The following is a 12,124-nucleotide window of genomic DNA, read 5'->3' on the forward strand; positions in this document are numbered from 1 at the left end:
CACACCTCGCGCAGCCGGGACACGCACCACGTCGTGACTAGGCCCTGTCTTCCCGCAGCTTGTGGGAGATTGGTCGGTGCGCACGAGGCAATGCGTGCATCGATGCCACGGCGCATCGCACGCGGCGCCCGCCGCTGAGGCATCCGGCACGGCACAGCCCACACGCGTGCACGATCAGCGTGGTCGAACTTTGAGGGATGATCTCTGCAGGATGGTGCCGGCACCCGGATTCGAACTGGGGACCTACCGCTTACAAGGCGGTTGCTCTACCAACTGAGCTATGCCGGCAAAGGCAGGCGCATTGCGCGCCGGTGCGCATTCTAGCGCAGCGCGGCGCAATCTAGCGATCGCTGCCGCGTTGCACCGGCTGCGCCCTGCAACGCGGCGGCCGTGGCCGTGCTGCGGACATCGACCCACCAACGTGACTGGCCGGTACCGCTGGGCACCAGCTGCGCCGGGAAGCCTGCGCCCACCAGACTCGCCTGGCGCCGCTCGGCGCGCTCGCGGCTCTGGTATTGCCCCAGGGCCACGGTGTTGTCCTCGCCCTGCGCGATGACGTAATAGTCGCCAATGCCGGCGGCGGCAATGCGCTTGACCAGCGCCTGCGCCGCCGCGCGGTCGCCGACGTTGGGCAGCATCACCCGGAACGTGCTGACACCGGCGTCCTTGTCCTCGCGCAGGTTGACGCGGGCGGCCTGCCCACGCAGGCGCATCAGCGCCGCATCGGCATCCCCGCGTGCCGCATAAGGCCCGAAGCTGGCACAGCGTTCGGGATTCGGTGGCGGTGTCGTCGGTGGCATTGCAGCCGCAGGCGCCACCTTGGCAGCGGTGGAAGCGCTCTTCGCTGGTACCGCACTGTCGGTGGGCGCGGACACCGGCCTGGCCGTGGCAGGCGTCGGCGTCGAGGCGGGCGCCACCACCGCAGTCGGCGCGGTTTGCGGGGGGACGGGCGCAGCGGCCGGGGGCATATCCGCAGCCGCGGCAGCGGTCTCCTGCGCTCGCGGCATCGTAACGGCGGCACGCGGCGGCAGCACGTCCAACCGGGCCACACCGGCTGGCTGCGGCGGCGCGGCCGGTGGCGACGGTGGCGGCTGCACCGCCCACCATGACGCCACCCCGGCATTGAGGATGAGCAGGACAACGATCAGCGCGCGGACGTACATGCCTCGATTCTACGGGCTGGCCGACGCGGTCGCCCAGGTTGCCAGCCCGTCCAGCACCAGGGCGGCACGGAAGCTGGCCTCGGGCAACAACGGCAGCAACGGCGGCGCGCCGCCGCCGTGCAGCAGCAGCCGCACCGGCGTGCCCAGGCTGCGCTGCGCGTGCTGCAGGCTGCGCTCGATCAGCGCTACCGCGGCGCCATCGCAGCCAGAGGTCAGGGCATCGTCGGTGTCGTTGGCCAGCTCGACATACTCGCCGCCACTGGCCGGCAACTGCACCGCACGCGCATGCAGGGCCTGCCGCATGGTGGTGGGCGAGGCCGCAATGCGGCCGCCGTGATGCTGCCCGTCGGCGCCGAGCACGTCGATGGTCAGCGCGGTGCCGACCCCCGCCACCAACACCGGCGCATCGCCGCGCGCGCCCAGCAGGGCCAAAAAGCGATCCACCCCGAACCGGCCGGGATCGGCATAAGCGATGCGGACGCCGGCGCACTCGGCGCTGGTGCGCACGACGCGGACCTGCGCGAAGCGCTCCTGCAGGCAGCCGAGCATCCGCTGCGTCAGTGCCGGGGCCGCCACGCTCGCCACGTACGCGACGCGCCCGGACGGCAGCGCCGACAATAGGGCGGCGTCCATCGTTTCGGCACCGTGCGCCCAGGCCTGCACGTCGCCGGCACGGTGCCCCTGCAGCGGCGCGTACTTGAACCGCGAATTCCCCAGGTCGAACAACCACGCGCTCATGCAGGTCTCACGCTGACTTCTCCGGAATGGAACAGGCGTTCGGCATCGCCCAGTTGCACGCGCAACGCCCCGTCGGCGGCCAGACCCAGCGCGACACCGTGATGCAGCGTGCCGGCTTCTTCCACCTGCACGGTGCGGCCGCGCAACACATCCAGCGCCGCGTAGCGGCTCAGAAACGGCGCCAGCCCCTGCGCCTCGAACAGGTCCAGTGCCGGCAGCAGACCCGACAACACCGCCGCCGCCACGGTGTCGCGCGACACCGCGCGGCCGGCCAGCGTCTGCAGATCCACCCACGGTTGGTCGATCGTGGCCGCGGCGGCCGGTGGCATGTGCACGTTCAAGCCCAGGCCGATCACCGCACGTGCGTTGCCGGCCATCTCGCCGCCGCCTTCGATCAGCAGGCCGCCGAGCTTGCGCTCGCGTGCCAGCAGGTCGTTGGGCCATTTCAGGCCGACGTCGGCAAACCCGCAGCCGCGCAAGGCTTCGGCCACCGCCACGCCCACCGCCAGGCTGAGCCCGGCCAGCTGGCCCAATCCGCCGCTGAACCGGCGCGACGCCGACAGATAGATATGCGCAGCCAGCGGCGAGGCCCATTGCCGGCCACGGCGCCCGCGCCCACCGGTCTGGCGCTCGGCCAGCAACACCTCCACGCCCTGCTCCGGGGCCGGACGCGCCAGCAGCGTGGTATTGGTGGACTCCAGGGTCCAGGCGACCTCCAACCCGGCCAGGCCGGCAGCAGCGTCGGCGGGCATGGCGGCGCGAATGCGCGCGGCATCCAGCAGGTCCAGCGGCGTGGCCAGACGGTAGCCGTCACCGGCCCGCCCCTCGATGGCGATACCGGCGGCGCGCAGGTTCTGGATGCGCTTCCACACTGCGGCGCGGGTCAGCCCCGCATCGCGCGCCAGCGCATCGCCGGAGAGCCGGCCGCTTGCAAGTTTGGCCAGCAACGCGCGGTCGTCCACGGCAACGGTTCCCAAATCGATCCGTGAAAGTATGCGCCAAGGCTTCCCGGCCGCCCAGCGCGGCTTGCGTGAGGCAGTGAAAACCGCGTTATGATCGGCGACTCACGCCGCCTGCCCTGGATGTGGACGATGCGCCGACTCACGATTTGCCTGCTTCTGTTGTTGGCTCCGCTTGCCGCACTGGCATCGGACCAGCTGGTCGACGGCGATCATGAGAGCTGCGTCAGCACCAATTCGGCCGCGCGCGGCAGGACGCCCAACGGCGAGCCGGCCACGCCCGCACGCGCGCCGCAGCACAAGCCCGCACCGGCAACCGGCGGCGGTGGCAACGATGGCGACGGCCTGTTTCCGCGCATGCGCATGATGCCGCGCTGGCACAGCTTCCTGCCGGGCATGTTCCGCTGATCCAGTGGTTGACGCGCTGGCTGCGCCGGCCGCCGCTTCAGATCGACGATGCGGTGTGGCAACCGGTCTGCACCGGATGCGCCTGGATCGCTGCGCTCGATACGGACCGCCGGCACCGCCTGCGTGCGCTGACTGCGCAGTTCCTGCACCAAAAAACCATCTCGCCGGTCGATGGACTGCAGCTGCAGCCGCAGGACCACGTATTGCTGGCGGCCACCTGCTGCCTGCCGCTGCTGGAAATCGGCGCGGCAGGCTGGCGCGGCTGGTCGCAACTGATCGTGTACCCGGATGCATTTCGGGTGCAGCGCACCCACGTCGATGCCGCCGGCGTCATGCATGCCTGGGACGACACCTTGATTGGCGAAGCCTGGGAACAGGGTCCGCTGATCGTCAGCTGGGCCGACGTGCAGGCGGATCTGGACGACCCGAACGCCGGCTTCAACGTGATCGTGCATGAGATGGCGCACAAGCTCGATGCCCTGGACGGCGCGCTCGACGGCACGCCGCCCCTGCCGCATGCGGTGCAACGCCGCTGGGCGCAGGATTTTCAGCAGGCCTATGATGCGTTCTGCCAACGGGTGGATGCAGGTCATTACACCGAGATCGACCCGTACGCTGCAGAAGCACCGGAAGAGTTCTTTGCCGTGGTCAGCGAATACCACTTCTCGGCACCGCATGTCCTGGAGCGCGCAATGCCGGCGGTCGCCGCACATCTGACCAGGGTCTACGGCCCATCGCCGTTTGCGTCGGCTGCACAGCGATGAGTGCGGCGCGACCTGTCGGGTGATGGCGCGCGTCGTTCCACATCGATGCCCGTGATGTCACGCGCACCACAGGGTGTTTTGCCCGCTCACACCAGGCCCAGGTCACGCGGTGTCGCACCGGGAAACACACGCTCCAGTTGCGCTGGCGACAAGCCCCACAGACGCTGCAGCACGCCGCCGAACAGGCTGCGGTAGTTGGTCAGCACCGGGTAGTCGCGGTTCTGCAGCAGGTGCGCCTGCTCTACAGCCACCTGCTCGCCTGCAATACGGCCGCCGCGCACGCCGCCCCCCAAGACCCAGTACGTGGTGCCATGCCCGTGATCGGTGCCCTTGCTGCCGTTTTCGCGGAAGGTACGCCCGAATTCGGAAATCACCACCACCACGGTGTCGTTCCAGGCTGGACCCAGCGCGTCGGCATAGGCGGCCAGCCCCTCGCCGAGGTTGCGCAGGTTGTTGGCCAGCCCGCCTGCGACGCTGCCCTGGTTGGCATGCGTGTCCCAACCACCGACATCGACGAATCCCAGGCGGTACCGCTCGCGCATCAGGGTGGCCATGCGCCGGGTTTCATCGGCAAAGGTCCGCGCGCTGGCAGCGCCGCGGCCGGCCTGTTCCATCTCTTCGCGCAGCTGCGCGGTGACCTGCTGACGCAAGGCAAGACCCTCGCGCGCCGCGGCCGCCAGTGGCGTGGCGTCGTACATCTGCGCCAGGATCTGCGACTGCCGTGCATCCAGCCCGCCCTTGCCGATGCCCTTGAGCGAGACGTTGGGCAGATCCGCGCCGCCCTGAAAGGTCAGCGGCAGCGAATCGGTGAAGGCAATGGCCGGCACCCCGCTGAGCACACCCGACAGCCGCGCCATGAACCCCGAGCGGTAATCGCGGTGCGCGCCGGCCTGCCCGGATTCGATATCGTCCTGGGTCTCGAAGTGACTGCGCGAGGTGTCATCGGTGCCGGCAAACGGCACGAATGCCAGCTGATTGCGTTGCCACAGCGGCAGCAAGGCATCGCGCATCACCGGGTTGAGCCCCCACTGCGCATCCAGCGCGATGGCGCTGTCGGGGTTGGACGGGTCCGGCCGCGCGATCGCCAGCGTGGGGCGCGACTGATAGTAGAAATCGCTGGCGTGCGGCACCAGCAGGTTATTGCTGTCGTAGCCGCCGCGCAAAAATACCACCAGCATGCGCGCGCCCTCGCGCGGCGCAGCGAACAGGCGTCCGGTCCACGGCAGACTCGCGGCAGCAGCCGAGGCGAGCAGAAATTGACGTCGTTGCATGGTGCACTCCTGCGGCGATCACCGCATCGCAAACTACAGAATCAGCGGTAGTTGAAGTCCGGCGAGGACAGCAAGAACCCGTTCCATTCCGCCGGCGAACGGGCCTGTTCCAGCGCCTGACGCGTCGCGCCGGAGAGCGAGGGCGCGATCCAGCGATACGCCGTGCGCGTATCGATCTGCGTCAGCGGCGGGACCGGCGTGTCGCTGTCGCCATCGAGCCGGAACACCTGCTTTGGCCCGCTGCCCAGCGAACGCGCCACCTCGAACCGGCGCGCCAGTTGCCCGGAGCTGGTCCAGGCCAGCGACTGCAGCGACCATCCGTCCGGCGTGATGCGCCCGAACAGGGGTTGGCCGAGTTGTTGCACCCAACTGACCATGGGCGCGGCGTTGATCACCGGCTGGTCTTCGTAGGCCAGCCGCATGGCCGACACCACAAACCGGTTGGGGTCCTTGAACTTGCGCGGTTGCGCCTGTGCAAATTCGGCCGAGCTCAGCATGGTCTGCACGACCTTGGCGATGTCGCCGTCGCTGCGCTCGAACGTGCTGGCCATGCGCGCCACCAGCGCCGGCGGCGGCGTATCGCTGACGAAGTACTCGGCCATCCGCTGCGACACGAAGCGCGCGCATGCCGGCTGACGTACCAGCAACTGCACGGCATGTTCGATTTCATCCAGCCCGCCAGCGGCGATGCGCTGCCCCAGCAGGACCTTGTCGCCGGGCTGGTGACGCGCCGGATTGAACTCGAACAGGTCCTTGCGCACCACCGGTGGCTGGCCGGGCACGGCCATCGGAACCGGCGGCGCTCCATCGGCCTTGATCGGCACCAAACCGGCGCCGGTGAAAATCAGGGCCAGCTGTTGCACATCCTGCTGGGTGTAGCCGCCGTGCACGCCCAGCGTGTGCAGCTCCATCAACTCGCGTGCGTAGTTCTCGTTGACCTTGCCCTTGGCGTTCTTGGCGTTGTCCAGGTACTCCAGCATCGCCGGGCTCTGCAGCGTGGCCATGACCAGCGTGGCGAACTTGCCGGTGGCGTTGGGGCGGATCGCGTGTTCCATGTAGTCGGCAGCCATCCACTTCACCCGGCCCTTGTCGGCATACACGCTGAAGTGATTGAGCCAGAACCACACCAGCTGCTCGCGCAGCTGGTCCGGCGCATACACCGCACGCAGCAACTGGGCCTGCCGCGCCTGGGTCAGCATCTGTCCGCCGCGCGCCTGCCAGTCCTTGCGCAAGGCTGCCTTCGCATCGCCATCGGGCATGGTCTGCAAGCGGATCTTGTCGGCCTCGTACCGGGTCAGCAAGGTCACCAGCGGCGTGTGCAGCGCATCGAAGCGCTGCAGTTGGGCACGCACCGGTGCCGGCAGCGCCGCATCGTCGCTGGGCTGCAACAACAGGACGCCATAGCGCCTGGGGCCAAGGCGCTGCAACTGCGCCGCGCCATCGGCATTCACACCGTAGCTGGCGCGTTGCAGCCAACGCACCTGGGTCGGCGTCAACGCCGCCTCGGCGGCATGGCCGAGCAACGCAACTGCGCAGCCGGCAGCCAGTAGCGGCAGCCGCCATCGGCGCAGCTGCCGGTTGGCACGTGTTTTCACGCAAGGACGCTGTGCAACGCGCTCGACCATGCGGCTCTCCATCACAACTGCCTGCAATCGGATCAGTATGGGCAAGCCAACGTTCGAGGCGTTAAACGGTTGTCGGAGCCGCGCGGGCGATTGCCCATGGATTCATCGGGCCAGACGGCCGCTCACAGCCCCGCCGGCAGGGTGACATCGAAGCGGGCACCGCCCAGTTCCTGCGAGCGCACCACCTGCAGTTCGCCGCGGTAGGCCTTGATCAGATCCTGCACGATCGACATGCCGATGCCATGGCCCTGCACGCGCTCGTCGCCCCGCACGCCGCGCTGCAGGATCTTGGCCACATCCTCGGGCGCGATACCGGGGCCATCGTCTTCCACCGACAGGATCAGGCCGGCACGCCGGCTACCGGTGGTGGGACCAGGCTGGGCCGTGAGCAACACGCGGCTACGTGCCCATTTGAAGCCGTTTTCCAGCAGGTTGCCGAGCAGTTCCTGCAGATCGCCGGGCTCGCCGTGGAAGCGCGCCTCCGGTGAGATGTCGAATTCGCAAAGCACGCCCTTGACCGAGTACACCTTCTCCAGCCCGCGCACGATTTCTTCGGCGCTGGGCTCGATCGGCAGGGGCGCAGCGAACAGTTTGTGGCCGCTGGAGGCCGCACGCGCGAGCTGGTATGACACCAGGTCGTTCATGCGCCGCAATTGCACGTCCATTTCCGCATGCAGATCGCGTTCGGAGGCACCGCTGTCCAGTTGCGTGCGCAGCACCGCGATCGGTGTCTTGAGGCTGTGTGCCAGGTCGGCCAGCGTGTTGCGTTGACGCTCCAGGTTGTCGCGCTCACTCTCGATGAAGGCATTGATGCTGTCGGTCAGCGGCTCCAGCTCGCGCGGATGCTGCTCGCTCATGCGCTGGATTTCGCCGCGCTGCACCTTGGTCAGTTCGTTGATGACCCGCCGCAGCGGGCGCAGGCTCCACTGCAGGATGAAGGCCTGCAACACCAGCAGCACCACGCCGGCGCTACCGAGGTAGAACCACACCGCACCACGGAACACGCGCAGCTGCGCGCCCATCGAGCGCGCGTCTTCCATCACGTAGATGGTGTACGGAATCTCGCCGCCGTGTTCGCGCTCGACGTAGCTCACACCCAGCCCGTAGCGGTACAACTGGCCCAGGCTGCCGTCGATCTGAGTCATTTCCAGCGGGCCGATGAACTCTTCCTGCCGCGGTTCGAGCATGCGGCCATGCGGAATGTTCGGGCCTTCCGCCGACATCGAGGTCCAGCTCTCGTCAGGGCGCACGACCTCGACATACAGCCCGCCACCGGGAACGTCGAACCGTGGGTCAGGCGGCTGCCCGCCAATGTACAGCGAGCCGTCGCGAACAAAATCGATATTGGCCGCGTATGCGGAAGCGTAGTTCTTCAGCCGCTCGCGCAGGTTGCGTTCGGCCGTGTCGGCGAACGCCACATCCAGCGCATACCCGGCCAGCGCCAGGAAGGCCACCAGACTGAGGCTGGCGGCCAGCAGCTGGCGCGCCTGCAGGGAGCGCGGGCGCCAGCGTTTGTACCATTTGGAGCGCACCGGCACCCGATCGTCCTGCTTGCCGCCGTGCGAACTCAGCCTTCGGTACGCGGAATGGCGAAGCGGTAACCGCGTCCGCGCACGGTCTCGATCGGCTTGAGCTCGCCATCGGGATCAAGCTTCTTGCGCAGGCGGCCGATGAACACTTCCAGCACGTTGGAGTCGCGGTCGAAGTCCTGCTGATAGATGTGCTCGGTGAGGTCGGCCTTGGAGACCAGTTCACCGGCATGCATCATCAGGTACTCGAGCACCTTGTACTCGTAGCTGGTCAGGTCGACGTTGGCGCCATTGACGCTCACTGTCTGCGCCGCCAGATCCAGGGCCACCGGCCCGCATTCCAGGGTCGGCTTGCTCCAGCCCGCCGCGCGCCGCAGCAACGCGTTGACGCGTGCCAGCAATTCTTCGACGTGGAACGGCTTGACCAGGTAATCGTCGGCACCCTGCTTGAGACCTTCGACCTTGTCCTGCCAGCTCGAACGCGCGGTCAGAATCAGCACCGGAAACTTCTTGCCCTCGTCGCGCAGCGCCTTGATCAGCTCCATGCCCGACATCTTGGGCAGGCCCAGGTCGATGATGCCGACATCGAATGGCACTTCCCGGCCCATGTACAGACCTTCTTCGCCGTCTTGTGCAGCGTCGACAGCAAAGCCTTCACGCTTCAGACGCGCGGCAAGGGTCTCGCGCAGCGGAGCTTCGTCTTCGACCAAAAGAATACGCATGCACTCTCCCTAGTAACGTTATCGGCTCGGGGCCGGGGATTTATGAGACTGAACGTAGAACTATGGGGGTTCAGTGGTTATCGTCGCGTGGTGGGGCATCGGGTGCGACGGAGGTGCGGGGCGGCGCAGCGTGCGCTTGTTCCGGCTCGTACACCGTATGGACGCGGCCATCCTTCATGTACTTGACCCGATTGAGGTTGCCGCCATCGAACGGCACCCGCTCGGCGCCCAGGATCGTCCCACCGGTGGAGCGCTGCACGGAGCGGATGGTGTCGGATAAGCTGCGGCTGTTGCCGCGCGCTGACGGCGGCATCGCCTCACGACTGCTCTGCGCCATCGGATATCCCTGGCCCCAGGCAGACGGCGCCGCCATGGCGGCCCAGAGGGCAACCAGGACAACAAAACGGGCGCGGCTGAGGGTTTGGGTCACAACGGGATCCTAGCGGGTTGTTCAGAAACATTCAAAATTCGTGAAACCGGCAATGCATCACACGGCGGCCGGGCCCGGGAATTGAGCCAAATTCTTGATTTTTCGGGGTGAATCCGATCTGAACTTTTTAGCTTGGTGTTAACACCGTTCAGTCAAATGAATAGTCTGGCTTCCGCATCGGCTGCCATAAAAGGCCCAAGAAACGACGCCTTTGCCGATACCACTCCGGAATACCACCTGCCCATTCAGCATATGCAAGCGCCGGGCCAGTTCAGGCCACGACGCGCCAGGGCCGGGTGTCGGTCCGCTGCAGGGCCTGCTCCACCAGCTCCCAGCCGGCGCCAGGGCGGTGTGCGCCCTCGCTCAATACCTGCCGAAACGCGCGCCCGCCCGGCTGACCATGGAACAGGCCCAGCACGTGACGGGTGATGTGCTTCAAGGCCAGACCCTGCTGCAGCTGAGTGACGACATAGGGCTCCAGCGCTCGCAGCAACGACTCGCGCGACTGCTCGGGGCGCTGGTTCAACGCGGCATCGAGCTGATGAAGCACATACGGGTCGTGGTAGGCGGCGCGGCCGAGCATCACGCCGTCGGTGTGCTGCAGGTGGGCCAGCGCCGTGTCGACGGCGGCGATGCCGCCATTGATCACGACCGGCAGGTCGGGGCGCTGCTGCTTGAGCCGGTAGGCCCAGTCGTACCGCAGCGGCGGCACTTCGCGGTTTTCCTTTGGCGACAGACCCTTGAGCCAGGCGTTGCGGGCATGCACCACCACCATCGCGGCGCCGGCGGTGACCACCTGGTCGACAAAGCTGGCAAACACCGCGTAGTCGTCATCGTCGTCCACGCCCAAACGGCATTTGACGGTGATCGGCAGGTCGGTGGCGGTGCACATCGCCGCCACGCACTCTGCCACCAGCGCCGGCTCGCGCATCAGGCAGGCGCCAAAGCGCCCGGCCTGCACGCGATCGGACGGGCAGCCGCAATTGAGGTTGATTTCGTCATAGCCCCAGTCCTGGGCGATGGCCGCCGCCTGCGCCAGCAGGGCCGGCTCGCTGCCGCCCAGCTGCAGGGCCAGCGGGTGCTCCACCGGGTCGAAACCGATCAATCGCGTGCGATCGCCGTGGATCACCGCATTGGCGTGCACCATCTCGGTATACAGGCGTGCGGACGGCGCGAGCAGGCGGTGGAACACCCGGCAATGGCGGTCGGTCCAGTCCATCATCGGAGCGACGGACAGGCGCAGGGAGGCGGCGTAGCGATCGGCGGAAGCGGTCATCGACGGTTGGCCGCAGCGAGCAGCCATTGCAATACGGAGCAGGATCAGCAGCTTACACGGGCGCCGATGAATCTGCGGCAGTGCGGCATGGCATGCTGAAGCTCCCCGCCTGCCGGACCCGCTCCATGATCACCTGTTCGCTGCGCTACGTGATCGACCCCTACCAACTGGCCGAATTCGAGCATTACGCGCGGCTGTGGATTCCGCTGGTGACGCGCTTTGGCGGCCAGCATCACGGCTACTTTCTTCCCTCGGAAGGGGCGAACAACATCGCGCTGGCGCTGTTTTCGTTCCCCTCGCTTGCCGAGTACGAGCGTTATCGCGAGGCATCGCTGCAGGATGCAGCGTGTCTGTCGGCGTTCGCCTATGCCGAGCGAACGCGTTGCATCATCAGTTACGAACGCAGCTTCTTGCGTCCGGTGCTGGCATAGGCGCGGCGCGTACTACACAGGACACAGATGGAATTACGGGTTGCGGAAACCCACACGCTCTTCGGCGCTCAGCGGCTTGCCGAGGGCGTGATACGAGGCCGCCAGCGTGATCAGGGCCGTGCCCATCACCGCATAGAAGCTCCACGAGGTCGCCAGAACGTGGATCTGGCCAAACACCAGGGCGACGACGGCAGTCGCGGTGCACAGCACCATGGCCAACAGCGACATCAGGAAAGGGAGGGAGGGATCGATCTTCATGGCGGGGGTTCCAAGCTGCGATGGCTGAAGCATCGGCGTTCCCGGCCCGTTCTTGAACTGTTTTCTGCGCTTTTTCCAAGCGAATCCCAAGCGGGTCAGCGCGCGCTCAGTTTTATGTCAAAGCCTTGGCGCACAAGGCTTTGCGCGTCGGAAATCTCCTGACGCCGCGCCGGTTCAACCACCACATTCGCCAGAGTTCCAACGCAGGTGTGGCGGAAAACCGACAGGGACAAAATCGCGATGCTGCGCCGCACAATCGCGATGCGCACCGACCGTTCGCGTGACGCGGCATTGCACGGCCATCCTGGTGGAGCGGAGTGTGCGGTCTGTCGATGCCCTGCCAGCGCCGCCGGGACTGATGTGCCTGCCGGGCGCTGAGACGCTGCGGGCCGCGCTGTGCGGGGGCTCGGTGAATCCGTTAGATGCGATGCACGGCTCCACCTCGCCGCGGCTTATTCCCGCAGACGTTTCCCAATACGGGCCACGTTGCCGTGCGGGCGGCGGTCGCAGCAGTTGCCTGCGCCCTCCCGCGCAGCGGATCAAAGGCATG

General features: G+C 67.1%; 14 protein-coding genes and 1 tRNA gene. 3 read left to right on the plus strand and 12 right to left on the minus strand.

Annotated elements, in window-relative coordinates; all coding sequences use genetic code 11:
* Window positions 1–212: 212 nt before the first annotated feature.
* The 4 genes from ABQZ09_RS16680 to birA all read right to left on the minus strand — a co-directional run bounded on the left by ABQZ09_RS16680 (window position 213) and on the right by birA (window position 2,863).
* Window positions 213–288 (minus strand) — tRNA-Thr (locus ABQZ09_RS16680).
* Window positions 289–320: 32 nt separating this feature from the next.
* On the minus strand, window positions 321–1,163 hold the full coding sequence (locus tag ABQZ09_RS16685) for an SPOR domain-containing protein (protein WP_349777412.1): 843 nt from the start codon (window positions 1,161–1,163) through the stop codon (window positions 321–323).
* Between the two features lie 9 nt (window positions 1,164–1,172).
* Entirely contained in the window at window positions 1,173–1,901 is a 729-nt protein-coding gene (locus tag ABQZ09_RS16690; RefSeq protein ID WP_349777413.1) for a type III pantothenate kinase, read from the minus strand.
* Window positions 1,898–2,863 (minus strand): bifunctional biotin--[acetyl-CoA-carboxylase] ligase/biotin operon repressor BirA, encoded by a 966-nt coding sequence (birA, locus tag ABQZ09_RS16695; protein ID WP_503019314.1) that lies wholly within the window; start codon window positions 2,861–2,863, stop codon window positions 1,898–1,900. Before birA ends, ABQZ09_RS16690 begins: the two co-directional genes overlap by 4 nt.
* 90 nt (window positions 2,864–2,953) lie before the next feature.
* On the opposite strand from birA, the gene ABQZ09_RS16700 reads away from it, so the two are divergent.
* Both ABQZ09_RS16700 and ABQZ09_RS16705 read left to right on the plus strand, forming a co-directional pair.
* A complete protein-coding gene (locus ABQZ09_RS16700) occupies window positions 2,954–3,268 on the plus strand; it encodes a hypothetical protein (RefSeq protein WP_349777415.1) in 315 nt (104 codons plus the stop codon).
* Window positions 3,269–3,276: 8 nt separating this feature from the next.
* The gene (locus ABQZ09_RS16705; RefSeq protein WP_349777416.1) at window positions 3,277–4,032 is read left to right on the plus strand and encodes a M90 family metallopeptidase; all 756 of its coding nucleotides are present in this window, start codon (window positions 3,277–3,279) and stop codon (window positions 4,030–4,032) included.
* Between the two features lie 86 nt (window positions 4,033–4,118).
* On the opposite strand, the gene ABQZ09_RS16710 is transcribed toward ABQZ09_RS16705, so the two are convergent.
* The 6 genes from ABQZ09_RS16710 to dusA all read right to left on the minus strand — a co-directional run bounded on the left by ABQZ09_RS16710 (window position 4,119) and on the right by dusA (window position 10,885).
* Window positions 4,119–5,303, minus strand: a complete 1,185-nt coding sequence (locus ABQZ09_RS16710) for a DUF1501 domain-containing protein (RefSeq protein WP_349777417.1) — start codon at window positions 5,301–5,303, stop codon at window positions 4,119–4,121.
* Window positions 5,304–5,344: 41 nt separating this feature from the next.
* Entirely contained in the window at window positions 5,345–6,928 is a 1,584-nt protein-coding gene (locus tag ABQZ09_RS16715) for a DUF1800 domain-containing protein (protein ID WP_503019276.1), read from the minus strand.
* Between the two features lie 122 nt (window positions 6,929–7,050).
* Entirely contained in the window at window positions 7,051–8,421 is a 1,371-nt protein-coding gene (locus tag ABQZ09_RS16720; RefSeq protein ID WP_052076952.1) for an ATP-binding protein, read from the minus strand.
* A gap of 74 nt (window positions 8,422–8,495) precedes the next feature.
* Window positions 8,496–9,179, minus strand: a complete 684-nt coding sequence (locus ABQZ09_RS16725; protein ID WP_002808458.1) for a response regulator transcription factor — start codon at window positions 9,177–9,179, stop codon at window positions 8,496–8,498.
* Window positions 9,180–9,249: 70 nt separating this feature from the next.
* Window positions 9,250–9,552 (minus strand): hypothetical protein, encoded by a 303-nt coding sequence (locus ABQZ09_RS16730; protein WP_047692868.1) that lies wholly within the window; start codon window positions 9,550–9,552, stop codon window positions 9,250–9,252.
* 328 nt (window positions 9,553–9,880) lie between these two features.
* The gene (dusA, locus tag ABQZ09_RS16735; RefSeq protein ID WP_179456540.1) at window positions 9,881–10,885 is read right to left on the minus strand and encodes a tRNA dihydrouridine(20/20a) synthase DusA; all 1,005 of its coding nucleotides are present in this window, start codon (window positions 10,883–10,885) and stop codon (window positions 9,881–9,883) included.
* A gap of 125 nt (window positions 10,886–11,010) precedes the next feature.
* On the opposite strand from dusA, the gene ABQZ09_RS16740 reads away from it, so the two are divergent.
* Window positions 11,011–11,316 (plus strand): NIPSNAP family protein, encoded by a 306-nt coding sequence (locus ABQZ09_RS16740; RefSeq protein WP_104581217.1) that lies wholly within the window; start codon window positions 11,011–11,013, stop codon window positions 11,314–11,316.
* Window positions 11,317–11,349: 33 nt separating this feature from the next.
* Here ABQZ09_RS16740 and ABQZ09_RS16745 read toward each other — a convergent pair whose 3' ends face one another.
* Window positions 11,350–11,574, minus strand: coding sequence for a hypothetical protein (locus ABQZ09_RS16745; RefSeq protein WP_047692873.1), 225 nt, complete (start codon window positions 11,572–11,574; stop codon window positions 11,350–11,352).
* 95 nt (window positions 11,575–11,669) lie between these two features.
* Window positions 11,670–11,843, minus strand: coding sequence for a hypothetical protein (locus ABQZ09_RS16750; protein WP_186005700.1), 174 nt, complete (start codon window positions 11,841–11,843; stop codon window positions 11,670–11,672).
* Window positions 11,844–12,124 lie beyond the last annotated feature (281 nt).

Source organism: Xanthomonas sp. WHRI 6106, from assembly GCF_040202405.1.
Lineage (GTDB): Bacteria > Pseudomonadota > Gammaproteobacteria > Xanthomonadales > Xanthomonadaceae > Xanthomonas > Xanthomonas cannabis.

Excerpts from the sequence above, each read along its gene's own strand:
- ABQZ09_RS16745 (WP_047692873.1), bottom strand. The coding sequence starts at position 11,574 with ATGAAGATCGATCCCTCCCTCCCTTTCCTGATGTCGCTGTTGGCCATG.
- ABQZ09_RS16740 (WP_104581217.1), top strand. The coding sequence starts at position 11,011 with ATGATCACCTGTTCGCTGCGCTACGTGATCGACCCCTACCAACTGGCC.
- ABQZ09_RS16715 (WP_503019276.1), bottom strand. The coding sequence starts at position 6,928 with ATGGTCGAGCGCGTTGCACAGCGTCCTTGCGTGAAAACACGTGCCAAC.
- ABQZ09_RS16725 (WP_002808458.1), bottom strand. The coding sequence starts at position 9,179 with ATGCGTATTCTTTTGGTCGAAGACGAAGCTCCGCTGCGCGAGACCCTT.
- ABQZ09_RS16690 (WP_349777413.1), bottom strand. The coding sequence starts at position 1,901 with ATGAGCGCGTGGTTGTTCGACCTGGGGAATTCGCGGTTCAAGTACGCG.
- ABQZ09_RS16685 (WP_349777412.1), bottom strand. The coding sequence starts at position 1,163 with ATGTACGTCCGCGCGCTGATCGTTGTCCTGCTCATCCTCAATGCCGGG.
- ABQZ09_RS16710 (WP_349777417.1), bottom strand. The coding sequence starts at position 5,303 with ATGCAACGACGTCAATTTCTGCTCGCCTCGGCTGCTGCCGCGAGTCTG.
- ABQZ09_RS16730 (WP_047692868.1), bottom strand. The coding sequence starts at position 9,552 with ATGGCGGCGCCGTCTGCCTGGGGCCAGGGATATCCGATGGCGCAGAGC.
- dusA (WP_179456540.1), bottom strand. The coding sequence starts at position 10,885 with ATGACCGCTTCCGCCGATCGCTACGCCGCCTCCCTGCGCCTGTCCGTC.
- ABQZ09_RS16700 (WP_349777415.1), top strand. The coding sequence starts at position 2,954 with ATGATCGGCGACTCACGCCGCCTGCCCTGGATGTGGACGATGCGCCGA.